The sequence below is a fragment of the Rheinheimera mesophila genome (assembly GCF_000986865.1).
GTDB classification, from domain to species: Bacteria; Pseudomonadota; Gammaproteobacteria; order Enterobacterales; family Alteromonadaceae; genus Pararheinheimera; species Pararheinheimera mesophila.
In genome coordinates, this window is the sequence record NZ_LAVS01000018.1 from 14,664 (window position 1) to 39,045 (window position 24,382).

Genomic DNA, 24,382 nt, shown 5'->3' on the forward strand with positions numbered 1-24,382 from the left:
GGCTTTGTAGGCTAACTCAGCCAGCACAGCACTTTACGTTTCCAGTCTGCGTAAGGGGCAAAACGCACAGGTAGTTCAGGCCAGAGCGGACGTTTTAACACAGATTTTAAATGACTGAACTGTTCAAAGCCTGCTTTACCCGAATACTGGCCCATGCCACTGGGGCCTACTCCACCAAAAGGCAGCTCAGACACCGCCATAAACATCAGCACGTCATTAATACATTGGCTGCCACTGCTAATTTGTTCTATCCACTGCTGTTGCTGTGAGCTTTGATTACTAAACAAGTAGGCCGACAATGGCTTATCGCGTTTTTGCACAAAACGCACTGCAGCGTCAAAGCCAGTGATAGAAAGTATCGGCAGCACAGGGCCAAAAATCTCCTCTGTCATCAGGCGACTGTCGAGCGGTGGATCCAGTACCAGAGTCGGGCTGAAATACAACTGCTCTGCGTCTACCTGTCCACCACAATAGAGGTCAATGCCATCCAGATAACTTTGTACCCGCTGTAAATGGCGTTGATTGATGATACGTCCATAATCAGGGCTGAGCTTCGGATCGTCACCATACATCTGTAGTAACTGGGCTTTAATTTCTTCAGCCAGAGCCTGGGCAATATCTTTATGCGCCAGAATATAATCCGGCGCTATACAGGTTTGGCCTGCATTTAACCACTTGCCCCAGGTAATACGCTGGGCTGTCAGTTTTAAATCTGCACTGCTGTCGACATAAACCGGACTTTTACCACCCAGCTCTAAAGTGACTGGGGTTAAATGCTCGGCAGCGGCCCGCAGCACTATTTTTCCCACCTGACCATTGCCTGTATACATAATGTGATCAAAAGGCAGCTTTAATAGTTCTGTGGTCTCAGGTACACCCCCTTCGATCACTACTACAGCCTCTTTATCCAGATACAAAGGCAACAGACGGGCCATAATGGCGGAGGTTGCAGGTGCTAATTCAGAGGGTTTCAGCACAGCGCAGTTACCAGCCGATAACACGGCCACTAAAGGCGCCAGAGCCAGTTGCAGTGGATAATTCCAGGCGCTGATAATCAGCACAGAACCATAAGGTTCAGGCTGCACAAAAGCCATTGAAGGAAAGGTACGCAGTCCGGTACTGACTCTGCGTGGTCTGGCCCAGCGAGTGAGCTGTTTCAGGCAATGTTTAATATCTGTATGCAGATAATTAATTTCGCTGAGCATGGCTTCAAACACCGGTTTTGCCAGATCCTGCTTTAACGCCTGTAACAGCTCAGTTTCATGTCTGGTAAGCAGCAGTTGTAGTTGTTTTAATTGCTGCTTACGCCAGTGCAGACTTTTAGTTACGCCGCTGGAAAAATACTGCTGTTGTTGACTCAGAACCTGCTGATACATAACACACCTTAACCTTGTTGTTGGGGATACCAGATTTTGTTAATCCACCATTCTTTGATACCTGTAGGAGTGGACACTTGCACGTCATCATCAACCTGCTTCCTGATTAAGGCTCGGGCCATAGGAGAATCTATCGAAATGTAGTCATTGCGACCGTAAATTTCATCCGGTCCGACGATACGAAAGGTGAGCTGTTCCCCTTCGTCATTTTCAATTTCAACCCAGGCGCCAAAAAACACCCGGCCATTTTGCTCCGCTGAATAATCCACCACTTTGATGACTTCAAGACGTTTACGTAAGTATCTGACTCTTCTATCTATTTCCCGTAAAAGTTTCTTGTTGTATTGATAATCCGCGTTTTCGCTGCGATCGCCCAGACTGGCCGCCCATGCGACTTTGGCTGTGGTATCAGGGCGTTTTTCCCGCCATAAATGATTTAATTCCTGTTGCAAGGCTTCATAACCTTCGCGGGTGACTAACTCTGTTTTACTCATGCTATCCGATGCTTAATTTGATAAGGAAAGATGGCTGTTCTGGTCTGACTTTATAACCATTTCAAAGCGAAGTGGAAAGACAAAATGTTGGGTTTAGTGGTAAAACACTTTGTCAGCACTTCCACAGAGTGTGGGTAGTAGCAGGCGGTACAAACGGGATGAATGTTGAAAATGTTGAGTAGAAAAGAGCTTTTTTATAAAACAATGAGCATGTGGCCAGATTCAATTAATCTGCATTTTGACGATAGAGATGAAAATGGGGGTAAAAGGCAGCAGTTGCTGAACGAAATATATTCTCAAATCGAGTCTTCTCTTGGCCAAACTGATGAGTTAACACTGTTGTCATCTTGGGCATTTCACCAGGTAATATCCTCAACCGCTGTCGGTGTGGACGTATTTTTTTGTTCTGAAAAGGTGCTATACGATTTGTATGAACAAAAAATGTTTGAAAATTTAAGGGGAGATGACTGTTGGAAGTTTGAGTTGGATATTTATTTAAAACTCGAAACCGAGTAAAAATGTCAGCATATTTAGTCAGCTCAAGAGTAACCAGATTGTATGATGGATTTTACCGTTCATCCGACAAGACCAATTCCTTACCTAACAGTAGTCTGGCGTTAAAAAATCAGTCTGACGGACAAGAAAATAGGGTTCGCCTGACCTTCCCTGATCGCAACTACTCTACTTACCACTAAGACAAACTCGATAATTTAAACGTAATTTTCCACTGTAAAAACGCTTATAAAAGTGATTGTAATCAGGGCCAAAACCGCAAGGTAATAGAAACAATGAGCATAATTGAAAATGAAGTTATAGACTCGGTGATCTGTGGGCGAGATACTAACGATGTAGTTCTCCTAATTACAGACCATATGGACTGGTCAAATATTCAAGAGCATTTACTTTTGTTACAAACCAAGCTCAATACTTATATCAGCTTTATTGAGTCTGGTCAGTTAACAACTGATTTTCCTATTTCTGTAAACAAGAGAACAAAAATCTTGGTCGCAGGCGCGCATCCGCTTGTCCATGAGGCAAATGTTTTTTATGAAAAAGCAGATAATTACTTGCGTAACCAAATAAGTGCCGAACTTTTATTTGTGCATGAACACTCGGAATCTACTTAAGATGGATCAAACCAGGTGCATCTGCCTGATGATATTTTTGAGAAATTAAAATGTTTTTATGTATCAGACACAGAAGATAAATATTAGGACTAAAAACTAGATGCTCGAAATTTGTATTTATTTTTGCAGTAAGAAAATACAGCAATTAGTGGAGTCTTTGCTCCTATTGGAGACTAACAAACCATTGTTTTTAGGTGAACATGAAAAAAGGCATAAAAATGATGTAAAGCTAAATACCTCGAGCGATGTGGCTTCTTACTTAACGGAGAATTCTGCAGGTTTCTTTATGCACAGTGACCTGTGCCTTTTTAATATTACGCTGAATGCAGATGATTATTCCACCTTGCATGTTTATCCAAAACAAAGCGTAGATGCTCTCTGGGCGCTAAATGTTTTACGAGCCGTGAAAAGTGCTCAACCACAGTTTGGTTATGTGTCTACGCCAGAAGAGTTTAAGAGTAGAAACATGATTTCTGTGGAGATAAATGAACAAGTAGTTGAATCGTGGGTTGGAAGGGATCTTAAAAAATACCTCCCTGGGCTTTACAGTTATACTTTAATTTCGTTTCGGCAAATGAAAGAGAAAAATATAAGGCCCGAAATTTTAATTGAAAGTGCAATAAGAACTGAGGCTTACGATGATGAATTTATCATCCTTGATTTCTTTGGAGGTGTTGAGCAATGGCATTTATATAAAAATAAGATAGACGCCCTATGTGATACAACTGAAGGCATTTTTTCAACAGTAGGCATAGCGGATGCCGCAAAAGAGGCAAAGAACTTTTTAGAGCTATCTGCGCTGCTTAAAAAGTGGAGGTGATAACCCTATTCAAAATTCAGTGCTTACATATCTGTTGCCGAAGCTACCTCCCACTGTACCTTTCGTCGTGGTATTAGAGCCTTTTCCCGCTACTCTATCCCCTAAGTTTATTTCGTGTTGCAAGGCTTCATAACCATTTCACGGCGAAGTGGAAAGAGAAGACCATGAACTTCACCAGATAACTCAGAGGCTTAAAAAAATCCTATTTTTCTTTGCAACAAAATAAAAAGTAAAAACCAATTTAAATCAATCGTTTATGCTTGAATCAAAAAATAATTCAAAATATTTATTCACTGTCATTTAGATGTAACAAAAATATGTTATGCGATTTTGCTTTGGCCAACTATAGTGAAAATGTGCTTAACAGAGGAGGCCAACAATGAAAGCAAAATTAACAGGTCTGACAGTCCTTGCTATGGCTTTGGTGATGACAGGGTGCAGCTCTGCACCAGAATATACTTATGTGATTGATCAGAAGACCTTAGAAAAACAGGAAAACTCCACACGGCTGAGTGCTCACACTGGTCATGTAGTTTGGATGAATCCACCGCTGCGCAAAGTAGAGAAGATACAACCTGAACAGCCTGAATAAAAAACTGACAAACTTTGTAACAACTGAACCCGGCGCATGCCCTCCATGCTTCGGGTTTTTCGTTTATAGTGGGCATCATTTGCGGAGGGATTTGTATGCTCGGACAAGAAACAACAAAAATTTTAGTCGTTGATGACGATATGAGATTACGTTCTTTATTAGAACGTTATCTGGTGGAACAAGGTTATATTGTCCGCACCTCCGCCAACTTCGAGCAAATGCAGCGTTTAATGGAGCGTGAAAATTTTCATCTGGTGGTGCTGGATCTGATGCTGCCGGGCGAAGATGGTTTATCCATTTGCCGTAAGCTGCGCCAGCAGGAAAATGAAATTCCTATTATTATGCTGACTGCTAAAGGTGATGAAGTGGACCGTATTATTGGTCTGGAAATGGGTGCTGACGATTATCTGCCCAAACCTTTTAATCCACGCGAACTATTGGCCCGCATCCGCGCTGTATTGCGCCGTAAATCCAAAGAGTTACCCGGTGCGCCTGCCGTGGAAGAAAGCCAGGTGAAATTTGGTCCTTTTGTGTTTAACCTCGCCACCCGTGAAATGCGCAAAGGCGACGAACTAATGCCTTTAACCAGCGGCGAATTTGCCGTACTGAAGGTGCTGGTCACCCATGCCCGTGAACCTTTGTCGCGCGACAAGCTGATGAATATGGCGCGTGGTCGTGATTACTCCGCTATGGAGCGCAGCATTGACGTTCAGGTGTCCCGCCTGCGCCGTATGCTGGAAGACGACCCGACTAACCCCCGTTATATTCAAACCGTCTGGGGTTTGGGTTATGTCTTTGTACCTGATGGTGCCGTCAGCTAAATGCGATTGTTTCCGCGCAGCGCTTTTGGTCAGACGGTGTTTCTGATTGGTATTTTATTGCTGATCAATCAGTTGGTGTCGTATTTATCTGTGGTTTATTACGTGATTAAACCCAGCTATCAGCAAATTAACCATCTGATTGCCAAACAAATTAAAGTGGTTTTTATCGATGTAGAGCATAACGACGTGCTGTTGTCTGAAGAGCTGACAAAAAGATTCCAGCAGGCAACGGGTATTGAAGTCTACACCGATGCCACAGCGCCTTTGAATGGCTTAAATGACGCCAGCTACTACCCGTATTTCTCCGACGAGATGTCCATCGAGCTTGGTGGACCTGCCGAGGTACGGATAGCACAAAATAATAGTTATGCCTTTTGGGTGAAGCCACCTCAAGCGCCGCAGTATTGGGTCAAAGTGCCATTAACCGGGCTGGATGAAACCGATTTTTCGCCGCTGAAAATTTATGTTTTTGTCATAGGTTTTTTAAGTGTGGCCGGAGGCTGGTTATTTGCACGGCAATTGAACAGGCCTCTGCAAGGCCTGCAACAAGCGGCACTTAAAGTAGGGCGGGGGGAAATGCCGGATCCCCTGCCAGAGCATGGTTCCACCGAAATAGTCGCAGTAACTCAGGCTTTTAACCGTATGGCCAAGGGCATCAGCCAGCTTGAAAAAGACCGGGCCTTGTTAATGGCTGGTGTGTCGCATGATTTACGAACCCCTTTAACCCGCATCCGTCTGGCCAGCGAGATGGTCAGTGAACAGGATAGTTGGATTAAAGAAGGCATCGTCAGCGACATTGAAGATATGAATGCCATTATCGATCAGTTTATTGATTATATTCGCCATCATAAAGAAGAAGCTTTGGATGAAGAGGATTTAAACCTGCTGGTGCAGGAGCAAATCAGTGCCGACCGCTTACAAAAACGTGAAATAAAGGCCACGTTGTACGATCATCTTCCGCTGGTACCGCTGCGACGTATCGCCATCAAGAGGGTTCTGAATAATCTGATTGAAAATGCATTGAAGTATTCAGATGGTGCTATTGAGGTTAGTACCGGACTGGAACGGGCCAGTCGTAAAGTCTATGTGCAGGTGCGGGATCATGGCCCCGGTATTCCTGAGCATGAAATGCAACGCATGTTTGAGCCTTTTGCCCAGGGGGATACAGCCCGTGGCAGTGGCGGTTCGGGTTTAGGTCTGGCTATTATCAAAAAGATTGTCGATATGCACCATGGCCAAATCACTATGCATAACCATGCCTATGGCGGATTAGTGGTGACAGTGTATTTTCCGTTAAGCCAAACTAAGACGGCATAAAAAAGGCTCCATTGGAGCCTTTTTTATTAAACAAATCCAAGCATTAAGCTACTTTTGGACCTGCGTTGCGGATGGCATCAGATACATCGTATTTCTTAAAGTTGTTGGCAAATTCCGCCGCCAGCTTAGCTGCATACTGATCATAAGCTGCTTTGTCTGCCCAGGTATCTCTTGGGTTTAACAAGGTGCTGTCGACGCCTGTTACTTTCAACGGCACATTCAGATTTAACTGAGGTAAATGCACAGTTTCAGCAGTGGCTAATTCACCGGAGACGATGGCGTCGATAATGCCGCGGGTGGTCGGGATATCAAAACGTTTACCCACGCCATGCGGACCACCAGTCCAGCCGGTGTTGACTAAATACACTTTGCTGCCAAATTCACGTACACGTTTGATCAAAAGCTCAGCGTAGACACCGGCCGGGCGTGGGAAAAACGGCGCACCGAAACAGGTGGAGAAGGTTGATTCAATAGCCGAAGTTGAACCTATCTCCGTAGAACCTACTTTGGCGGTGTAACCACTTAAGAAGTGGTAAGCAGCGGCTTCTTCGGACAGGATAGAAACCGGTGGTAATACACCGCTAACATCACAGGTCAGGAACACCACAGCTTTCGGTTCACCAGCACGGTTTTCCAGCACACGTTTCTCGACGTGCGCTAAAGGATATGCAGCGCGGCTGTTTTGAGTCAGGCTGGCGTCTTTATAATCCGGCGTGCGGTTGGCGTCTAACACCACGTTTTCCAGAATAGTACCAAAGCGGATTGCATCCCAAATCACAGGTTCGTTTTTCTTCGACAGGTCGATACATTTGGCGTAGCAACCGCCTTCGATATTGAATACTGAGCCTGGAGCCCAACCATGTTCGTCATCACCAATCAGGAAACGTTTCGGGTCGGCAGATAAAGTGGTTTTGCCCGTGCCTGACAAACCAAAGAATAAGGTGGTGTCGCCTGCTTCACCTACGTTGGCCGAACAGTGCATTGGTAATACACCTTTGGCTGGCAACAGGAAGTTTTGTACTGAGAACATGGCTTTTTTCATTTCGCCGGCATAACGCATGCCCGCTAATAACACTTTGCGCTCGGCAAAGTTGATCATCACTGTACCGTCACTGTTGGTGCCATCACGCTCCGGGTTACATTCAAAAGAAGGCACGTTCAGAATTTGCCAGGTCTCTTTGCCTGATTTGTTCCATTGTGACGGAGTAATGAACATGTTTTTGGCAAAAATATGCTGCCATGCGGTTTCTGTGGTCACTGTCATCGGAATGTAGTGTTCCGGGTCCGCACCTACTTCGAGGTGAGAAACAAAATGTTCTTTGGTCGCGATAAAGTCGCTGACACGAGCCCAAAGTGCAGAAAATTTCACCGGATCAAAAGGACGGTTGACGTTGCCCCATTGAATATCCTGTTCTGTACTGGCTTCTTTGACGATAAAACGATCGGTAGGTGAGCGACCAGTTCTATGACCGGTTTTAACCACCAAAGCGCCGTTGTCCGCTAATACACCTTCATTACGACGAATAGCGTGTTCAACTAAATCAGCCACTGTTAAGTCGACGTGGCGAGTGATTGTAGAGGTCATTGTAGGGTGACTCCTTGAGGTACGTAGGTCGGTAAATTTATGGTTTTTAATAGGGTTCGGGCCGATTGTACTTCATTTGGATGGCCAAAACACCCTGCAAGAGCGGGTTTTGTTGGAAATTTCACTAAAAAATGAAAGCTTACAAGATGGGTTACATCGTTGAGTTGGCTGTTGTGGAGCCAGGGCAAGCCTGACTCCGGTGGCCGCCGCAGGCTAGAACTTATTCAATAATAAAGACAATTCAGCGCTATCGAAGTGATAAGTGCTGTTGCAATAGTCGCAGCTAATGTCCAGTTTACCTTCGGCTATGTGTTCTTCGATCGCTGCTTTACCCAAACTGATAATAGCGGCCTCGCATTTCTCCCGCGAACAACCACAAACAAAACGGATTTGCTGCGGTGCAAATAATTCCACCTCTTCATCATGATATAAACGATGCAGCATTTGTTCCGTGGGTAAATTCAGTAATTCGTCTGGGGTAATAGTGTCTGTTACGATCACCAGATCATTGAAGTCCTGTTTGGCTTTTTCCGGATCCACAGGTAAAACCTGCAGTAACAAACCAGCGGCACGGCTGTTGTTTTCTGTCAGATCGGTAACCAAATATAACCGGGTGGGCAGTTGTTCTGACTGGGCAAAGTAAGCCTCCAGAGTGTCAGTCAGACTATCACCTGTCAGTGGGATAATACCTTGATAACGTTCGCCTTGTTTCGGCGTAATAGTCACCAGCATATAACCTTCACCAATCAGGTCACGAAAACCCGTAGCGCCAATTTCAGACTGCAGACGTGCTACACCACGAAACTCTTGTTCGGCAGTGCCGTTCACTGCGGCAAAACGTACCGGACCGTCACCCTGCAGTTGAATCGCAATATCCCCATCCAGTTTTAACGTGGCGGTCAGCAAACTGGTTGCAACCACCAGTTCAGCCAGCAATTGTTTAACCGGGTAAGGGTAATCATGATTTTGCAGCATTTGCTGCAAGCTGTCTGAGCTATAAGCGATTTCACCACGCACATCGCGTTGGTTAAATAAAAAACGTACTAACACATCTTGTTTCATAACAGTACCTTAAAACCTAGGATTGCTGAGCTTTAATTAGCAGCAATTGACGCCGCATTTTTTTATCCGGTTTGGTTTCCGGATGTGGAGCAAACAGCACATTCATTTTGCGTAATTCAGCTCGCTCTTGCCTTAGCCTGACGCTCTCTTCTGTCTCCTGATACAGAGCCTGAGCCAGAGGTGCAGACAGTCTTTTGTCCGATAAGCCAAGCACAAGCACAGTGCGCTCATCTGTGCCTTGCGTCAGTTTCACCGTTGCTCCAACCTCAACTGTTTTGCTGGCTTTACAGCGCTGACCATTATAATGAACTTTTCCACCTTCGATCATGTCTTTTGCCAACGCTCTGGTTTTGTAAAAGCGACATGCCCACAGCCATTTATCTAAACGTAATATATCTGTGGTAGGCTGGTTTACCGATTTATCCATGCCTGTTCTCCGCTGCAAGTGAATCTGAAGTATAGTCCCGGACTCTGTTCAAAGTCAGAGCTATCGGAATTGTGATATGTAGGCTTGTTGAGGACAAAACAACTGGGTAAGATGCAATGAGTTTTGTAAAAGAATTATTAAAGAATGAATTGGCTTGCTTCCACCCGACCTGCAGTTGAATGGCTTACCCGTCTGCCACAACAGCGCCTGAATCTCTGGTTGTCCGGAGCTTTAGTTTTGCTGTTTTGTTGGTTGTTGGCGAAATTAAGTTGGCAACTGTTGCCTGCGCCGCAGGCAGAACCTATTAGTGCCACAGTGACAAGCTCAGCGCCGGGCGCGCCGGATCTGAATACCTTGCTGGCGGCCAGTTTGTTTGGTAAAGCTGCAGAACAAGCCGAAGCTGCGCCTGTTGCTGTGCCTTCTTCCGCGCCTAAAACCACGTTGAATGTCAAGCTGACCGGTGTGGTTTCGGTAGCGGGTAAACCAGAACAAGGCTCAGCGGTGATAGAAAGTCAGGGAACAGAACAGACTTATGGCGTGGACGATAAAATTGAAGGCACCAGCGCGACCTTAAGTCAGGTATTTGAAGACAGGGTCTTGCTCAGAGTGTCATCCCGTTTTGAGACCCTGATGCTCGATGGCATCGAGTATCAGCAAATGGCTGCGCAAAATGGTGGTTTGCAGGAAGTATCTTATCAGCCGCAACCAGAGCCTATGATGGAAGGACCACAACCAGCGCCCGAAGAGCTGGCGGATGTACGCAAAGAAATGATGTCAGAGCCGATGAAGTTTTTTGACTATGTTCGCGCCTCACCGCAATACCGCAATGGTCAGCTTTATGGCTATCGGGTAATGCCGGGTAAAGACCCTGAATTATTTGAACGTATGGGCCTCAAAGCCAACGACGTGGCAGTAGAAATTAATGGTACTGCGCTGAATGACATGCAACAGGCCATGATGGTCATGAATGAATTACGTGAAGCAACACAAGCTTCAATTAAAGTTGAACGTGACGGCCAGACCAGAGACATCGTCTTTAGTCTGTCACAATAATAATTAATTAAGATGGTTAAACTCTAATGAAGTCAGTGACATCTTCTCGTGTGCAAATTTCCCGTTGGTTTGGTTTAGGCGCTATGGCGCTGTTGAGTTTTTTTGCAACAGCCACTGAATATCAGCCAAACTTTAAAGGCACAGACATCAACGAATTTATCAACATTGTTGGTAAGAATCTGAATAAAACTATTATTGTTGATCCTCAGGTGCGTGGCCGTATTAACGTGCGTAGCTATGAAATGCTGAACGAAAAACAGTATTACCAGTTCTTTTTAAACGTGCTGGAAGTCTATGACTTTTCAGTGGTCGAAATGAAAAGTGGTGTGCTGAAAGTCGTGCGGCAAAAAGACGCAAAAACCTCCAATATTCCTGTGGTCAGCGACAATGCTGCGGCTCTGGGTGACGAAATGGTGACCCGTGTGGTCCAGGTGAAAAACGTTTCAGTACGTGAATTAGCGCCGTTGTTACGTCAGTTTGTTGATCAAAGTGGCGGCGGCAGCGTAGTCAACTACGACCCATCGAATGTGATCATGATGACGGGCCAGGCAGAGACGGTAAACCGGCTGGTTGATATTATTTCCCGAGTCGATAAAGCCGGTGATCAGGATCTGGAAATTATTAAACTCAGTTACGCATCTTCGGCTGAAGTGGTGCGTATTCTGGAGAATATCTACAAAAATCAGGGTAAGTCTGAACAGCCTGACTTCTTAATTCCGAAGATTGTAGCGGATGAGCGCACCAACAGTGTGATTGTCAGCGGCGAGCGCCAAGCCCGGCAACGTGTGGTCGCTTTAGTGCAGCGTTTAGATGCTGAACTGGAAAACCAGGGTAATACCCGTGTTTATTACCTGAAGTACGCCAAAGCCGAAGATTTAGTGAAAGTATTACAGGGCGTCAGCGCCACTATAGCGGCCGAAACCCAGGGGGCCGCAGCCCAGGCGCAGGGCGCCCGAACTTCAGCCAAGGGCCGTGATGTCAGTATCGAAGCACATGCTGAAAGTAACTCTCTGGTGATCACCGCTCAGCCCGACGTTTTACGTTCGCTGGAAGATGTGATTCGTCAGGTGGATATTCGCCGGGCTCAGGTGTTGGTTGAAGCCATTATCGTCGAAGTAGCAGACAACTCAGGGGCCAACTTAGGGGTGCAGTGGATCAGTGCCCAGGGGGGCTTAACCCAGTTTAACAACGGTGTTGTGCCGATCAGCCAGATTGCGGCTGGTGCGGCGGCTGCACGTGAAGTCAAAGGCACTACGGTGGTTAACGAGGAGACTGGTGTTACTACAGTGAATCCGGATCAGAATGGTGACTACACCCAGTTGGGCGAAGCTTTAGGTGGTGTGACCGGTATGATGCTGGGGGTGGTGAAAAATGACTGGGGTGCTATTTTACAGGCTGTCACCACGGACAGTAACTCAAATATCCTTGCCACACCTTCCTTGACCACCTTAGATAATCAGGAATCGTCTTTTATTGTCGGTGAAGAAATTCCAATTAAAACCACGACAAGTCCAGGGACTGGCGGTACCAACCCCTTTACAACTTTGGATCGTCTGGAAGTGGGTATCAAATTAAAAGTGACACCGCAGATTAACGAAGGCAATGCGGTGAAGCTGACTATAGAGCAGGAAGTATCAGGCCGTAACGGCGATATTGAAGGCAACCCTATAGTAGCGAAGAGGGAAATTAAAACCACTGTCCTGGCTGATAATGGCGCTACCGTGGTGCTGGGTGGTTTAATTGATGAAGATGTACAACAAAGTGAGTCCAAAGTGCCGCTGCTGGGAGATATTCCGGTGTTGGGTGCTTTATTCCGCTCCACTTCCTCCAGCAAACGTAAGCGTAACCTGATGATTTTCATCAAACCAACCATCATGCGTGATGACGGTTTGCTCAGTGAAGTCAGTCAGCGAAAATATAACTATGTCCGGGCGCAGCAACTGGCGCAGGGCGAAAAAGGTATCAACCTGATGCCAGGTGCCGAAACACCGGCTATGCCTGAATTTGATGAAAGCTTAATTATTCCGCCCACTTTTGATGAATATTTGCAGAAAAAACAAGCCCAGGACAAAGCGGCGGCTGGATCTGCAGAACAACCTGCAGAGCAGGGGAATAACTAATGTCCGCCGTTGATCGGAATGAGATACAGCCTGCAGTAGCCAAAGTGCGGCTGCCCTTTGGTTTTGCCAAACGTTTTGGTGTGTTATTGCAGGCTCAGGCAGACGGTTGGTTATTGTATGTAAACCCTCAGACGCCTCCGACCGCTTTGCTTGAAGTGCGTCGGTTGTTATCCGCACCTTTTAAAGTGCAAAAGCTACAGCAAACTGAATTTGACGCTCTGCTGGAAGCGTCTTACCAAAGAGACTCGTCCGAAGCGCAGCAAATCATGCAGGATATCGGCAATGAGGTCGATTTAGCCTCACTGGCGGATGAAATCCCGGAAACCGAAGACTTATTAGAAAACGAAGACGATGCGCCTATTATAAAATTGATCAACGCCATGCTGGGCGAGGCGATCAAATTAGGCGCCTCAGATATTCATGTTGAAACCTTTGAAAAAAATCTGGTGGTGCGCTTCCGGGTGGATGGTGTGTTGCGGGAAGTGTTGAAACCTAACCGTAAGTTATCCAGTCTGCTGGTGTCCCGTATTAAGGTAATGGCCAAGCTAGACATCGCGGAAAAACGTGTGCCGCAAGATGGCCGTATCAGCCTGCGTATTGCCGGGCGAGCCGTAGACGTGCGTGTTTCCACTATGCCGTCCAGCCATGGCGAACGGGTGGTGCTGCGTTTACTGGACAAAAATAACTCCCACCTGGATCTGAGTAAGCTGGGGATGACTCCTGCTGTGCAGCAAAGTTTTTCACAGCAAATTTTAAAACCGCACGGCATTATTCTGGTAACCGGGCCTACAGGCTCGGGTAAAAGTACCACTTTGTATGCAGGTTTAACCGAGATCAACACCAAAGACCGTAATATTCTGACCGTGGAAGATCCGATTGAATATGAACTCGAAGGCATAGGCCAGACCCAGGTCAATACCAAGGTGAATATGACCTTTGCCCGCGGTTTGCGTGCCATCTTGCGTCAGGACCCTGATGTGGTCATGGTGGGTGAGATCCGGGACTTAGAAACTGCTCAAATTGCAGTACAGGCCAGTTTAACTGGTCACCTGGTACTGAGTACGTTGCACACCAATACAGCCGCAGGTGCTATCACCCGTCTGGAAGATATGGGGGTTGAACCCTTTTTACTCTCCTCCAGCTTGCTGGGCGTCTTGGCTCAGCGTCTGGTACGTACCTTGTGCCCGCACTGTAAACAAGCCCATGAGCCTGATAAAGAAGAGCGGGCTTTACTTGGCGTGACAAAAAAAGATGGCACCCTGATTTACCGCGCCGTAGGCTGCGAGCAGTGCAACCAGACGGGATATCGTGGCCGGACCGGTATTCATGAGCTACTGGTGGTGGATGAACATACCCGTGAACTGATCCATAACGGTAAAGGTGAGCAGGCCATCGAAAAGTATATTCGCACTCAAAGCCCCAGTATCCGTCAGGACGGTTTCAGTAAAGTATTAGCGGGTGAAACCACACTGGAAGAAGTGTTGCGTGTGACCCGAGAGGATCTGTAGTGCCAGCTTTTGAATACCAGGCCATAGACGCTAAAGGGCGTCGCAGTAAAGGTGTGCTGGAAGCCGATAATGCCCGTCAGGCCCGTCAGCTACTGCGTGACCAAAAGCTGACGCCACTGAATTTAGAGCTGGCGTCACGGCAGGAAAAACTGCTGGCGTCCGGTAAAAAATGGTTCCAATCCGGCATCAAAGCCAGTGAACTGGCCTTGATCACCCGTCAGATGTCGACCCTGATTGAAGCAGGTTTACCTATAGAAAATGCGCTGTTGGCAGTGTCAGAGCAATGTGACAAAGCCCGTTTGCGCAGCATGATGATGTCCGTGCGGTCTAAGGTGGTGGAAGGTTATAGTCTAGCTGAAGGTCTGGCTGAGTTTCCTTATGTATTTGATCACTTGTTCACCTCTATGGTGGCGGCAGGTGAAAAGTCGGGTCATTTGGATGCGGTATTGAATCGGTTAGCCGATTACACTGAGCAACGTCAGCATATGCGTAGTCAGATTATGCAGGCCTTGTTGTATCCGGCCATTTTGACTTTTTTTGCCATCGCGGTGATCAGTATCTTGTTAGCTGCGGTGGTGCCGCAAATTGTTGGGCAGTTTGAGCATATGGGCCAGAGTTTGCCCGGTTCCACCTTATTTTTAATCGCTGCCAGTGATTTTTTACGTGCCTACGGCCTATTGGTACTGCTGGCGATTTTCTTGGCGGTGGCCGCCTTTAAAAGAGCGATGAAAAAACCTGCTTTTAAATTGAAGATGGACACAAGACAGCTAAAACTGGGTTTGATAGGTAAAGTGAGCCGGGGGTTAAACACCGCCCGTTTTGCCCGTACTTTAAGTATTCTCAACGCCAGTGCCGTGCCTTTACTCGAAGCCATGCGCATCAGTGCCGACGTGCTGGATAACAGTTATATGCGCCAGTCTATTGCGGAAGCTACGTTAAAAGTCCGTGAAGGTTCTTCACTGAAAAATGCCTTGGAACAAACCAAATTGTTCCCACCTATGATGCTGCATATGATTGCTTCCGGTGAAAAAAGCGGTCAGCTCGATGGCATGCTTGAGCGCGCAGCCAATACACAGGACAAGGAATTTGAAACCCTGGTCACTGTCTCATTAAAAGTGTTTGAACCTGTTTTAGTCGCCGTGATGGCTGGCATAGTTTTATTTATTGTAATGGCGATTCTTCAGCCTATTTTGGCGTTAAATAATTTAGTCGGAGGTTAGAAAATGCAACAACAAAAGGGTTTTACCCTGCTGGAAGTGATGGTTGTTATCGTTATCCTGGGGGTGATTGCCAGTATGGTAGTACCGAATTTAATGGGCAATCAGGAAAAAGCGGCCAGACAAAAAGTAGTGGTGGATATTCAGCAGTTGGAAAACGCGTTGGATTTGTACAAGCTGGATAATGGCTTTTACCCAACCACTGAACAAGGTTTGCAGGCCCTGGTGACACAAGCGACGTCTGAGCCCGTACCACGCTCTTTCCCTGAAGGTGGTTTTATTAAACGTTTACAAAAAGATCCATGGGACAACGATTATCAGTTAGTCAGTCCGGGTGAGATGGGACGTATTGATGTGTTTTCAATGGGACCAGACCGTGTTGCCGGTACAGAGGACGATATAGGCAACTGGAATCTGGATGCACCGGAAGAGCAGCAAAACTAAAAAATGAAACACCACCGCGGTTTTACATTGCTGGAAATCATGTTAGTGATGCTGTTACTGGGCTTGATGGCGTCCTACGTGGTGGTGAATTTTGTCAGTGAGTCCAGACCCGCTCGTATTCAAAAAGAAACAGACAGGTTGCAACAATTGGTGCAGGTGCTGTCTGAAACCGCCGTTTTAAAGCAACAGGATTTTGGCTTAGTGCTGAACGACAAAGGCTATCAGTTTTTGGTTCACGATGGTCAAAAGTGGCTGGAAGTGGCTGAACCTAAGTTTATGCAGTTCCACCCCTGGCCCGACACTATAGCGGCAGAGCTGGAGCTGGATGGTTTAAGCTGGGCTGAAGACAGTGTTTTAGGCCAGGAAGAGTTCCGTAAACTGCAGGAAGAATTGCTGGAACAGCAAGAAGAAGCCGCCGAAGCAGAGGATGACAAGAGGACCCAGGACAACAAAGTGCCGGGGCAGGGAGCACGCCGCGAAAAACCTCTGCTGCCTAATATCTATATTTTATCTTCCGGCGATATCAGCCCTTTTCAGTTGGTATTAGCGGATGAAACTGAGCGCCCGTTTTGGTATCAGGCGCTCAAAGGTGAATACAGTATTCCGCTGAGTAAATCCGAAGTGGAAAACGACAGGCCATGAAAAGCAAAGGCTTTACCCTGATAGAGTTACTGATCGCGATGGCGGTATTTGCCACGGCTGGGGCTGCTGTGATGAAAACCGCCTCTGAGCATATGAACTCTATTTCTCATCTGGAGAATATGACCTTTGCTGCGTATGTCGCCGAGAATCAGTTAAATGCGGTATTTCTGGAGAAAACCTGGCCACTGAAGAACCAGCAGAACACTGTCGAATTTGCTAACCGTAGCTGGTTATGGCAACAGGAAATTAAAAAAACGGCAGACGCTAATTTCAGTGCTGTGGTTGTGAAAGTCAGTCTTTCTGATAACCCGGAAAAAGTGCTGTATCAGTTACAAACCTTTGTAGGTAAACCCGATGCTGAACGATAGGACTACGCGTGGTTTTACCTTTATTGAAATGTTGCTGGCAATGGCCATTTTCGCATTGGTGGGTTTAGCCTCAGCCAGCGTGTTGTCGAGTGTGACAGAGTCTGATGCCGCATCGCAAAAGGCGGCAGAGCGTCTGGCACAGATACAACGTTTTTTCCTTATTCTGGAGCGGGATTTAGCCCAAATCAGCGCAAGGCAGATCAGGGTGGAAGGGGAAGAACCAGTCAAATCGCCTTTGCTGGGTGACAAACTGATGCTGGAAAGCGAAGAGGGTGGTTTTGCTTTTGTGCACAATGGCTGGCGTAACCCCGGTATGGTGCTGCCGCGCAGCGAAATTCAGGCCGTCGGCTATCGTTTTCGTGAAGGCAAAATTGAGAGGCTGTTTAGTTTATTTCCGGATGCAGTGACGGGCACTGAGCCCAAAGTGCAGCCTCTGCTGGATAGAGTCACAGGTTTTAAAGTGGAATTTTTAAAAGACGAAGAATGGTTGGAAACCTGGAATGATCAGAAGTTGCCCAAAGCGATACGATTGACCATCACTCATGAGCAACTGGGCGAAATGCGGCGTTTTTATACCCTGATGAACGGATTAACCTGATGCGCCGTCAAGCTGGTGTGGCATTAGTGGTGGTGATGATGATTGTCGCGTTTGTGGTTGTCATCGCCGTGGCTATGAGCGGCCGTCTGCAGTTGCAGTTGCAGCGACAATTGAATTTACAGCAACAACAACAAGCCTACTGGTATGGCATAGCGGCAGAGCAAGCCAGTATTCGCCTGCTGAAAAGCACAGTGGCGGGCAAAGAGACAGTAAATTTGTCGCAGGATTGGGCTCAGCTTGGCGCTACCTTTCCGGTTGATAACGGTACCATTACTGGCAAGCTGATTGATTTACAAAGCTGTTTTAACTTAAATAATTTACTGCGGCCTGCGGATCAACAGCAGGTGGGGGCAGGCCAGACCCCGAGTCAAAAAGCTTTTCAGCGCTTGCTCGAACTAAAAGCGACAGATTTGTCGATGCCGGCTGAATATTTAACGGCCCGTATCAGTGATTGGCTGGACGCTGATAGTGTGTTGCAAATTGCAGGTGGCGCTGAGCAGGATGACTATGCAGGTTTGCAGATGCCGTTTTATACCGCCAATAGTTTAATGGGGTCGGTCTCTGAATTGCGGGTTATGCTGGACTTAACTCCGGCAGATTATGAATTGGTACGGCCCTGGGTTTGTGTGATCCCAAAAGTCAGTAGCAGCAAGCTGAATCTGAATACGATCACGGCCGAAAATGCCGCTTTGTTGTCGGCTTATATTCCTGAGCTGGATGAGAGTGCGGCGTCAGATTTAATCGGCAGCAGACCGGAGGAGGGCTTTGCTACTCTGGATGAAGTCTGGGCCAGTCCGCAGTTGGCCAGTATCAGCGTCAGCGACGAGGTCAAAGCCATGATGGCAATAAATTCGAATTATTTTTTGCTCGAAACCACAGTGACTTATATGGATACCGTGTTTAATCTGGCATCTGTGCTGGTGATTGATGAGCAACAAAACGTAAAAGTGATAGCGCGGCGGTTTGGAGGCCAGTGGTGAACGAACAATTAATAATAAGACTGGGCAGTCAGCCACAGCAGCCTATCAGTTGGTTGGTCTGGTCCGCCGTTACTAAAGAGATTATCGCATCAGGGCAGTTGGCCTCTGCCGATGAGCTGTCGGCCTTGTCCGAGCGTTTGGGCCGTCGTCCTGTGGTGGCTTTAGTGCCAGCCGCTGATGTGGTGTTAAGTGAGGTGCTGTTACCTTCAAAACCGAACCGGCAAATTATTCAGGCTTTGCCTTATATGCTCGAAGAGGAGCATGCCGAGGACATAGAGCAATTGTATTTGGCCTTAGGGCAATGCCAGCAGCGCGGCAAGGAGTACTGGCAGCAAGTGGCTTTGTGTAAAAAAGTGCAACTGGAACAGTGGGTCGGTTCGCTGGTGGTGGCAGGTTTTCAGCCAATGCAACTGTTGCCCGATGCCTTGTTATTACCTTTGCATCAGGATGGCGCTTCGGCTATTGAGTTGGCTGGCCAATGGTTATTGCGCCAGGGACCATGGCAGGCATCCAGTATTGAAGCTGGTTGGTGGCCGGATTTTTTAAGCCTGGCAAACATTGACTTAATTCACAGTTACAGCCCCTGGCCAGCAGAGTTACTGCAAAATGTGCAGGCGGCAGAGCCTGAATTGCCTTTAGCTTTATTAGCGCAGCAACTGCCAGACCAACGTTTTAGCCTGCTACAGGGGCAATACGCCCCGAAAAAAGCCCGCAACAAAGTCTGGTCTTTATGGCAAAGCTCGATTGCAATAGGCGCAGCCTGTCTGGCTGTCTATCTGATCACTTTAGGCGTTCAGGTATGGCAGCAAGCACAACTGTTGCAACAGCAAAAAGCTGAGCTGGTGACTTTGTATAAAAGCCGCTTTCCGGCGGAGTCGACCCGTGATATCCCCCGTCAACTGGCGCGTAAATTACAAGGTGCAGGAGCAGTGCAGGATGCCAGTTTATTTAGCCTGCTGACTGATTTACAGCAGGAGCTGGCGGCAACCACGAATGTGCGTTTAGATAATTTAAAGTATGACCAAAAAACCAGCGAACTGCGGTTTCAGGCTGAAGCCGACAGCTTCCAGCGGTTTGACAACTTAAAAACCCGGTTGGAGCAAAAAGGCTTTGAAGTAAAACAAGGAGCCTTGAGTAATGAAGGTGGCAAAGTTCAGGGCACAGTAGCGATGAAGGTGAAAACATGAGCCAAATGCAACAACTCCAAAGCTGGTGGCAGTCGCTGCAAAAACGTGAACAACAGCTAGTACTGGGTGCAGCCGTAACTTTGGTGATAGCAGCGTTCTACTGGATAGTGTGGGCTCCGTTGCACCAGAGTTATCAGACTCAGCAGCAACAACTGCAACAGCTCAGCCAGCAATTATTGCAGGTTCGCAGTTACCCTGTGGTTTCTGCTCAGACCAAGGTTCAGGGCAGTCTGACCGATCTGATCAGCTCCAGTGCACGCAGTCACAAGATTCAGGTCAGCCGGATGCAACCACAAAATGACCAGATGCAAGTGATGCTGAATGATATCAGCTTTGATCAATTGCTGGCCTGGTTGCATGAACTACAGTATCAGCACAATGTCAGCATAGTGCAGTTGGATGTGGCGCTGGCCGATGCACCCGGTATGGTGCGTGTCCGTCGTTTATTGGTTGAGTCGTAAATGAATTATAAAAAAATAATACCGGCCGCTTTTGGCCTTTATCTGGTGTTTTTAGTGATCCTGGCACCGGCCGCCTGGTGGTTGAAACTGGTCACTTTACCGCCACAAGTCCAGTTAGGGCCGGTCAGCGGCACTTTATGGCAAGGCCAGATCCAGGCGGTATCACTGAATGGTTACGTGCTGCAGCAGGTCAACTGGCAATTAAAACCCTGGGCTTTATTAACAGGAAAACTGGCGTTATCGCTGGATATTGGCCAAATTCGCCAGACGGCTTTACCTTATGCCAAAGCCCAGCTTTCTTATGGTTTCTCCGGATTAGAGCTTCAAAGCAGCCAGTTACGTTTGCCGGTTGAACCTATCATCCCTTTACTGAAATTACGTCTGCCGTTTCAGGTGGCGGCCAGCGGCACTATGCTGCTGAATATTGAGCAGTTCAGTTGGGGACAACCCTGGTGTGAGCAACTGGCAGGTAAAGCAAGCTGGTTAGATGCCAAGTTTCAGGCACCTTCCGGCTGGATAGATTTAAAAGCCATAGATGCGAATTTAAGCTGTGAGCAGGGGCAGTTACAACTGGTGACTGAACCCGCTAATCCACTGGCACTGAATGTGACTGCACTGATTGGAGAGCAGGGCAGTTATCAGCTTAATGGCACGCTTAAACCAGACGCCAGCTTGCCAAAAGAAGTGCATCAGGCGATGCAGTTTGTTGGTCAGCCGGATGCCGAAGGGCGTTTTACTCTGAAATTACAGAGCCGTTAGCTGCACCTTTGATGCCCGCCAGCAATACCGAATAATCTTCTATAGCCGGAAACTCAGTGATAGCTCTGCTGGGTTTTTGGCTGTCCGGATTGGCGACTGCCAATAAATGCCCTATACCAAAACGTTGAGCGGATTGAAGGATAGGCAAGCTGTCATCAACAAATAAAGTGCGCTTCGGATCAAAGCCAAACCGCTGCTGTAATTGCTGCCATAATTCCTGTTGTTCTTTAGTAACACCAAATTCATGAGTCGATACCAATGTATCGATGTAGCTGGCAAGAGTAGTGCGCTCGATTTTTAACGACAAGGAATCCGGATGGGCGTTGGTCACCAGTATCACTTGGCGGCCAGAGTTTTTTAATGCGGTTAAAAAGGCTGGGGTATCAGGGCGCATCTGGATTTTATCCATCACTTCCCGCTTTAGTTCCGTAATAGGCAAAGACAGCCTTTTGCTCCAGTAATCCAGACAATACCACTCAATTTTGCCGTTCAGCTCTTGGTATTCAGCCTCCAACTGCTGCTTTGCTTCGGCCACACTGATGCCACTCAACTCAGCCCAGCGTTTGGGTAAATGTTCCAGCCAGAAGTAGTTGTCGAAGTGTAAATCCAGCAAAGTACCGTCCATATCCAGCAACACGGTATCAATTTGTCTCCAGTCCAGCATAGGTTTTTCCAGCTAATCCATTTATAGTAAGGCGATGGCCCATTGTAGCAGAGGCAGTTTTATGGCGCAGTGCGACGGCGACAAAGAAAAGCCGCAAATTTTAGAACAAAAATTGGTTGCTGAAAGTCGGCTGTTTAAAATTGAACAGTTGGATTTGCAGTTTAGCAACGGCGAAAAACGGACTTACGAGCGGATGAAAGGCGGAGGTCGTGGCGCTGTGATGGTGGTGGCCTGCCCTGAACCTGATAGTTTTTATTTAATACGTGAATACTGCGCTGGCACCCATGATTATCAGTTGGGTTTTCCAAAGGGCTTAATCGATCCGGGTGAAACAGTAGTTGAGGCGGCTAATCGCGAATTACAGGAAGAGATAGGTTTTAAGGCGGCTCGGTTAATTCCATTAAAAACCGTGGCCTTAGCTCCGGGATACTTTAGTGCTACAATGCATATTGTATTAGCTTTGGATTTAACTGCCTCCAGTTTGCCTGGTGATGAACCCGAGCCACTGGAGTTGGTGATAGGGCAGTGGCAACAACAGTTTGAATTGTTGGCTCAAAGCGATTTCACTGAGGCCCGCAGCATAGCGGCCTTGTTTTTAGCCCGAGATTATCTGGACAAGCATCAGGATGTTTTTAAGTAGGTTATTAGAACCTGTTAAAGAAGCAGCTCGAGCCGCTGGAGATACCTTATGGTCGATCTACCAGAGTGGCCAGTATGAAGCCAAACACAAAGCAGATGAAAGCCCGGTGACCAGTGCTGATTTGGCTGCAAATGCGCTTATTTTGCATGCCTTAACTGAGCTGGCTCCAGATATTCCAATCGTTTCTGAAGAAATGCATTTGCTGCCGCTGCGTCAGCGTCAGGACTGGCCACGGTACTGGCTGATTGATCCGATGGACGGCACCCAGGAGTTTATTGCCCGCAGCGGTGATTTTGCCGTCAGCATAGCGCTGGTTGAGCATGGCTGGCCTGTGTTGGGGGTGATTTATTGGCCGAAGGAGCAGACCTGGTATTACGCGACCCGGGGGCATGGTGCCTTTAAACAGCAACAGCATCTGATTAACCGTATTCAGGTGAATCAGCATCAATCTGGTGACCGCCTCAAAATAGCGGTGAGTCGCCGTCAGCCGATCGAGCATATCCATCAGTTATTGAACAAACCCGCGTGCTCACAATTTATAGCGCTTGGCAGTTGTTCATTAAAAAGCTGTTTGGTTGCGGAAGGTGGGGCTGACTGCTACCTGCGTCTGGGGCCGACCGGTGAGTGGGATACGGCGGCTGTGCATGTGATAGTTGAAGAAGCGGGCGGAAAAATTCTTGATAGTCAATTTGCCCCTTTAAGTTATAACCAACGCGAGACGCTGTCGAACCCGGATTTTATAGTGATAGGCCGCTCAGAAGTGCCTTGGAATGAATTGATCCGGGCCCACAGTGCGACCCGGACTCTGGACTGAGGGGGTTACAAATCCGCGTCAATCTCGCCCTGTTTCACCAATTGTCGCCATTGCTGTGTGGTGATGATGTCCACACTTTCATGCAGTTCAGAGTATAAAATCACTAGCTGATTGGCGTGTAACTGACTTTTTACCTGCGCGACTTTATCACTCAGGCTAACGTCCTGCTCGCCGTACTCTGTCCCCTCACGTAAGACAAAAGCTTCAATCAGAGCATCCAGCGTATCGGTGGCTAATTGCTCATAAGGAATAAGTAACATCAGGGTTTTCCTATAAATTGCGCCAGATAAGGCGGTAGCTGTTGTTCCAGATAATACTCAGCTTTAAAAGGCTTGTTGCCTGTGACAAAGCCAACATGCCCGCCATGGCGGGACAACAACAACTGTACATGAGGCGGTATTTCATCGGCTTTGGGTAACACAGCCGGGGATAAAAACGGATCATCTTGGGCGTGTACTAATAACAGCGGCACACGTACATGCTTTAAAAAAGCTTTACCGCTGGATTTTTGGTAATAATCATCGGCATTCTGGAAGCCATGCAGTGGCGCCGTCAATAAATCATCAAAGTCGCGGATAGTTTTTAACGCCAGAATTTGTGCTTTGCTGACTGGTAATGGAAAGTCTTTATGCCGGTCCAGTTTACGCATCATGGTGGCTTTGAGGCGCCTTAACAGGTATTGCTGATAGATTTTGCTACCTCCCTGATTAATGCGCTGGGCGCTGGGAGCCAATGCCAGCGGCGCAGACACAGCCACAGCGGCTTTTAATACACAATGCGGCCCTTGTTCACCACAATACTTCACCAGTACGTTGCCGCCTAAAGAAAAGCCTATAGCAGCCAGCGAGCGGCCCGGATAACGCAACTGAATCTGACTAATCAGAAAAGCCAGATCGGCAGTGTCGCCCGAATGGTAGGCCCGTGGTAAACGATTCGCGACCCCATTACAGCCGCGAAAATGCATCAGCACAGCGATAAATCCCTGTTGTTGCAAAGCCTGCAACATGCCGGCTGCATAGTGACTGTGGATATTCCCTTCCAGACCATGCAACACCACCACTATCGGCTTGTCTGCGGCCAGCTCAGGTTTTTCCGTCCAGTTGAGCTGAATATGATCACCATCCGGCAAAGCCAGCATTTCTGTTTCTGTCGCCACTACATGATGTGGAGCCAGGTACTTCGCCACTATAGTTTGCAGATGGCAGTTACGCAGCCACCAGGCGGGTTTAAAAGCCGGGGGAAGTTTTACCATTTCGGGGGCTTGCAAAATCAACAGTCCTACTTAACAATCAAGATCACTTTCTCT

The 24,382-nt window shown here is 47.4% G+C and carries 28 protein-coding genes; 20 read left to right on the forward strand and 8 right to left on the reverse strand.

Annotated features, from left to right (window positions below):
• Window positions 1-11 precede the first annotated feature (11 nt).
• Together SD53_RS08465 and greB are read right to left on the reverse strand one after the other, a co-directional pair.
• Complete coding sequence (locus SD53_RS08465) at window positions 12-1,376, reverse strand: aldehyde dehydrogenase family protein (protein WP_046519800.1); 1,365 nt, start codon at window positions 1,374-1,376, stop codon at window positions 12-14.
• Between the two features lie 8 nt (window positions 1,377-1,384).
• Window positions 1,385-1,870, reverse strand: coding sequence for a transcription elongation factor GreB (gene greB / locus SD53_RS08470; RefSeq protein ID WP_046519801.1), 486 nt, complete (start codon window positions 1,868-1,870; stop codon window positions 1,385-1,387).
• A 171-nt stretch (window positions 1,871-2,041) separates the two neighbouring features.
• Here greB and SD53_RS08475 point away from each other — a divergent pair, with 171 nt between their 5' ends.
• The 6 genes from SD53_RS08475 to envZ all read left to right on the forward strand — a co-directional run bounded on the left by SD53_RS08475 (window position 2,042) and on the right by envZ (window position 6,547).
• A complete protein-coding gene (locus tag SD53_RS08475; protein ID WP_125060982.1) occupies window positions 2,042-2,386 on the forward strand; it encodes a hypothetical protein in 345 nt (114 codons plus the stop codon).
• 272 nt (window positions 2,387-2,658) lie between these two features.
• Window positions 2,659-2,997, forward strand: a complete 339-nt coding sequence (locus tag SD53_RS08480; RefSeq protein WP_046519803.1) for a DUF6572 domain-containing protein — start codon at window positions 2,659-2,661, stop codon at window positions 2,995-2,997.
• Window positions 2,998-3,163: 166 nt separating this feature from the next.
• The gene (locus SD53_RS08485; RefSeq protein ID WP_125060983.1) at window positions 3,164-3,817 is read left to right on the forward strand and encodes a hypothetical protein; all 654 of its coding nucleotides are present in this window, start codon (window positions 3,164-3,166) and stop codon (window positions 3,815-3,817) included.
• Between the two features lie 379 nt (window positions 3,818-4,196).
• Window positions 4,197-4,409: a hypothetical protein gene (locus SD53_RS08490; RefSeq protein ID WP_046519805.1), complete on the forward strand. Its 213-nt coding sequence runs from the start codon at window positions 4,197-4,199 to the stop codon at window positions 4,407-4,409.
• Between the two features lie 95 nt (window positions 4,410-4,504).
• Complete coding sequence (ompR, locus tag SD53_RS08495) at window positions 4,505-5,230, forward strand: osmolarity response regulator transcription factor OmpR (RefSeq protein ID WP_046519806.1); 726 nt, start codon at window positions 4,505-4,507, stop codon at window positions 5,228-5,230.
• Window positions 5,231-6,547, forward strand: a complete 1,317-nt coding sequence (gene envZ / locus SD53_RS08500) for a two-component system sensor histidine kinase EnvZ (RefSeq protein WP_046519807.1) — start codon at window positions 5,231-5,233, stop codon at window positions 6,545-6,547.
• Between the two features lie 43 nt (window positions 6,548-6,590).
• Here envZ and SD53_RS08505 read toward each other — a convergent pair whose 3' ends face one another.
• From SD53_RS08505 to hslR, 3 genes are all read right to left on the reverse strand, one after another.
• The gene (locus SD53_RS08505; RefSeq protein ID WP_046519808.1) at window positions 6,591-8,132 is read right to left on the reverse strand and encodes a phosphoenolpyruvate carboxykinase; all 1,542 of its coding nucleotides are present in this window, start codon (window positions 8,130-8,132) and stop codon (window positions 6,591-6,593) included.
• A gap of 213 nt (window positions 8,133-8,345) precedes the next feature.
• Window positions 8,346-9,194 carry an Hsp33 family molecular chaperone HslO gene (hslO, locus tag SD53_RS08510; protein ID WP_046519809.1) on the reverse strand — a complete coding sequence of 283 codons (849 nt, stop codon included), beginning with the start codon at window positions 9,192-9,194 and terminating at the stop codon, window positions 8,346-8,348.
• Between the two features lie 16 nt (window positions 9,195-9,210).
• Complete coding sequence (hslR, locus tag SD53_RS08515) at window positions 9,211-9,621, reverse strand: ribosome-associated heat shock protein Hsp15 (RefSeq protein WP_046519810.1); 411 nt, start codon at window positions 9,619-9,621, stop codon at window positions 9,211-9,213.
• Between the two features lie 144 nt (window positions 9,622-9,765).
• On the opposite strand from hslR, the gene gspC reads away from it, so the two are divergent.
• From gspC to SD53_RS08575, 12 genes are read left to right on the forward strand one after another with little or no spacing between them, the layout of a single operon-like run.
• Entirely contained in the window at window positions 9,766-10,674 is a 909-nt protein-coding gene (gspC, locus tag SD53_RS08520; protein WP_046519811.1) for a type II secretion system protein GspC, read from the forward strand.
• Between the two features lie 26 nt (window positions 10,675-10,700).
• Window positions 10,701-12,794, forward strand: a complete 2,094-nt coding sequence (gspD, locus tag SD53_RS08525) for a type II secretion system secretin GspD (RefSeq protein ID WP_046519812.1) — start codon at window positions 10,701-10,703, stop codon at window positions 12,792-12,794.
• The gene (gene gspE / locus SD53_RS08530) at window positions 12,794-14,302 is read left to right on the forward strand and encodes a type II secretion system ATPase GspE (protein WP_046519813.1); all 1,509 of its coding nucleotides are present in this window, start codon (window positions 12,794-12,796) and stop codon (window positions 14,300-14,302) included. Before gspD ends, gspE begins: the two co-directional genes overlap by 1 nt.
• Window positions 14,302-15,522, forward strand: coding sequence for a type II secretion system inner membrane protein GspF (gene gspF, locus SD53_RS08535; RefSeq protein WP_046519814.1), 1,221 nt, complete (start codon window positions 14,302-14,304; stop codon window positions 15,520-15,522). Before gspE ends, gspF begins: the two co-directional genes overlap by 1 nt.
• A gap of 3 nt (window positions 15,523-15,525) precedes the next feature.
• Complete coding sequence (gene gspG, locus SD53_RS08540) at window positions 15,526-15,963, forward strand: type II secretion system major pseudopilin GspG (RefSeq protein ID WP_046519815.1); 438 nt, start codon at window positions 15,526-15,528, stop codon at window positions 15,961-15,963.
• A gap of 3 nt (window positions 15,964-15,966) precedes the next feature.
• Window positions 15,967-16,605, forward strand: coding sequence for a type II secretion system minor pseudopilin GspH (gspH, locus tag SD53_RS08545; RefSeq protein ID WP_046519816.1), 639 nt, complete (start codon window positions 15,967-15,969; stop codon window positions 16,603-16,605).
• Window positions 16,602-16,973: a type II secretion system minor pseudopilin GspI gene (gene gspI / locus SD53_RS08550; RefSeq protein WP_046519817.1), complete on the forward strand. Its 372-nt coding sequence runs from the start codon at window positions 16,602-16,604 to the stop codon at window positions 16,971-16,973. The genes gspH and gspI overlap by 4 nt, the downstream gene beginning before the upstream one ends.
• Window positions 16,960-17,571, forward strand: a complete 612-nt coding sequence (gene gspJ / locus SD53_RS08555; protein WP_046519818.1) for a type II secretion system minor pseudopilin GspJ — start codon at window positions 16,960-16,962, stop codon at window positions 17,569-17,571. The genes gspI and gspJ overlap by 14 nt, the downstream gene beginning before the upstream one ends.
• Complete coding sequence (gene gspK, locus SD53_RS08560; protein WP_046519819.1) at window positions 17,571-18,551, forward strand: type II secretion system minor pseudopilin GspK; 981 nt, start codon at window positions 17,571-17,573, stop codon at window positions 18,549-18,551. The genes gspJ and gspK overlap by 1 nt, the downstream gene beginning before the upstream one ends.
• Window positions 18,548-19,738 carry a type II secretion system protein GspL gene (gene gspL / locus SD53_RS08565; RefSeq protein WP_046519820.1) on the forward strand — a complete coding sequence of 397 codons (1,191 nt, stop codon included), beginning with the start codon at window positions 18,548-18,550 and terminating at the stop codon, window positions 19,736-19,738. The genes gspK and gspL overlap by 4 nt, the downstream gene beginning before the upstream one ends.
• Window positions 19,735-20,199 carry a type II secretion system protein M gene (locus tag SD53_RS08570; RefSeq protein ID WP_046519821.1) on the forward strand — a complete coding sequence of 155 codons (465 nt, stop codon included), beginning with the start codon at window positions 19,735-19,737 and terminating at the stop codon, window positions 20,197-20,199. Before gspL ends, SD53_RS08570 begins: the two co-directional genes overlap by 4 nt.
• On the forward strand, window positions 20,200-20,958 hold the full coding sequence (locus tag SD53_RS08575) for a type II secretion system protein N (protein WP_046519822.1): 759 nt from the start codon (window positions 20,200-20,202) through the stop codon (window positions 20,956-20,958).
• Here the strand turns inward: SD53_RS08575 and yrfG are convergent.
• Complete coding sequence (gene yrfG / locus SD53_RS08580) at window positions 20,933-21,622, reverse strand: GMP/IMP nucleotidase (RefSeq protein WP_046519823.1); 690 nt, start codon at window positions 21,620-21,622, stop codon at window positions 20,933-20,935. The genes SD53_RS08575 and yrfG overlap by 26 nt on opposite strands.
• A gap of 61 nt (window positions 21,623-21,683) precedes the next feature.
• On the opposite strand from yrfG, the gene nudE reads away from it, so the two are divergent.
• Together nudE and cysQ are read left to right on the forward strand one after the other, a co-directional pair.
• Window positions 21,684-22,262 (forward strand): ADP compounds hydrolase NudE, encoded by a 579-nt coding sequence (gene nudE / locus SD53_RS08585; protein WP_046519846.1) that lies wholly within the window; start codon window positions 21,684-21,686, stop codon window positions 22,260-22,262.
• Window positions 22,249-23,076, forward strand: a complete 828-nt coding sequence (cysQ, locus tag SD53_RS08590; RefSeq protein WP_046519824.1) for a 3'(2'),5'-bisphosphate nucleotidase CysQ — start codon at window positions 22,249-22,251, stop codon at window positions 23,074-23,076. Before nudE ends, cysQ begins: the two co-directional genes overlap by 14 nt.
• A gap of 5 nt (window positions 23,077-23,081) precedes the next feature.
• Here cysQ and SD53_RS08595 read toward each other — a convergent pair whose 3' ends face one another.
• A complete protein-coding gene (locus SD53_RS08595; RefSeq protein ID WP_046519825.1) occupies window positions 23,082-23,336 on the reverse strand; it encodes a YheU family protein in 255 nt (84 codons plus the stop codon).
• Window positions 23,336-24,328, reverse strand: a complete 993-nt coding sequence (locus SD53_RS08600; protein WP_046519826.1) for a hydrolase — start codon at window positions 24,326-24,328, stop codon at window positions 23,336-23,338. The genes SD53_RS08595 and SD53_RS08600 overlap by 1 nt, the downstream gene beginning before the upstream one ends.
• Window positions 24,329-24,382: the final 54 nt, after the last annotated feature.

Bases quoted from the DNA above. Each gene is read 5' to 3' on its own strand.
- gspG (WP_046519815.1), top strand. From the start codon at position 15,526: ATGCAACAACAAAAGGGTTTTACCCTGCTGGAAGTGATGGTTGTTATC.
- gspH (WP_046519816.1), top strand. From the start codon at position 15,967: ATGAAACACCACCGCGGTTTTACATTGCTGGAAATCATGTTAGTGATG.
- gspJ (WP_046519818.1), top strand. From the start codon at position 16,960: ATGCTGAACGATAGGACTACGCGTGGTTTTACCTTTATTGAAATGTTG.
- greB (WP_046519801.1), bottom strand. From the start codon at position 1,870: ATGAGTAAAACAGAGTTAGTCACCCGCGAAGGTTATGAAGCCTTGCAA.
- ompR (WP_046519806.1), top strand. From the start codon at position 4,505: ATGCTCGGACAAGAAACAACAAAAATTTTAGTCGTTGATGACGATATG.
- nudE (WP_046519846.1), top strand. From the start codon at position 21,684: ATGGCGCAGTGCGACGGCGACAAAGAAAAGCCGCAAATTTTAGAACAA.
- hslO (WP_046519809.1), bottom strand. From the start codon at position 9,194: ATGAAACAAGATGTGTTAGTACGTTTTTTATTTAACCAACGCGATGTG.
- SD53_RS08600 (WP_046519826.1), bottom strand. From the start codon at position 24,328: ATGGTAAAACTTCCCCCGGCTTTTAAACCCGCCTGGTGGCTGCGTAAC.
- gspE (WP_046519813.1), top strand. From the start codon at position 12,794: ATGTCCGCCGTTGATCGGAATGAGATACAGCCTGCAGTAGCCAAAGTG.
- SD53_RS08570 (WP_046519821.1), top strand. From the start codon at position 19,735: ATGAGCCAAATGCAACAACTCCAAAGCTGGTGGCAGTCGCTGCAAAAA.
- SD53_RS08595 (WP_046519825.1), bottom strand. From the start codon at position 23,336: ATGTTACTTATTCCTTATGAGCAATTAGCCACCGATACGCTGGATGCT.
- SD53_RS08505 (WP_046519808.1), bottom strand. From the start codon at position 8,132: ATGACCTCTACAATCACTCGCCACGTCGACTTAACAGTGGCTGATTTA.
- SD53_RS08575 (WP_046519822.1), top strand. From the start codon at position 20,200: ATGAATTATAAAAAAATAATACCGGCCGCTTTTGGCCTTTATCTGGTG.
- hslR (WP_046519810.1), bottom strand. From the start codon at position 9,621: ATGGATAAATCGGTAAACCAGCCTACCACAGATATATTACGTTTAGAT.
- SD53_RS08480 (WP_046519803.1), top strand. From the start codon at position 2,659: ATGAGCATAATTGAAAATGAAGTTATAGACTCGGTGATCTGTGGGCGA.
- gspC (WP_046519811.1), top strand. From the start codon at position 9,766: ATGAATTGGCTTGCTTCCACCCGACCTGCAGTTGAATGGCTTACCCGT.
- gspK (WP_046519819.1), top strand. From the start codon at position 17,571: ATGCGCCGTCAAGCTGGTGTGGCATTAGTGGTGGTGATGATGATTGTC.
- cysQ (WP_046519824.1), top strand. From the start codon at position 22,249: ATGTTTTTAAGTAGGTTATTAGAACCTGTTAAAGAAGCAGCTCGAGCC.
- gspD (WP_046519812.1), top strand. From the start codon at position 10,701: ATGAAGTCAGTGACATCTTCTCGTGTGCAAATTTCCCGTTGGTTTGGT.
- SD53_RS08465 (WP_046519800.1), bottom strand. From the start codon at position 1,376: ATGTATCAGCAGGTTCTGAGTCAACAACAGCAGTATTTTTCCAGCGGC.
- SD53_RS08490 (WP_046519805.1), top strand. From the start codon at position 4,197: ATGAAAGCAAAATTAACAGGTCTGACAGTCCTTGCTATGGCTTTGGTG.
- envZ (WP_046519807.1), top strand. From the start codon at position 5,231: ATGCGATTGTTTCCGCGCAGCGCTTTTGGTCAGACGGTGTTTCTGATT.
- SD53_RS08475 (WP_125060982.1), top strand. From the start codon at position 2,042: ATGTTGAGTAGAAAAGAGCTTTTTTATAAAACAATGAGCATGTGGCCA.
- gspI (WP_046519817.1), top strand. From the start codon at position 16,602: ATGAAAAGCAAAGGCTTTACCCTGATAGAGTTACTGATCGCGATGGCG.
- yrfG (WP_046519823.1), bottom strand. From the start codon at position 21,622: ATGCTGGACTGGAGACAAATTGATACCGTGTTGCTGGATATGGACGGT.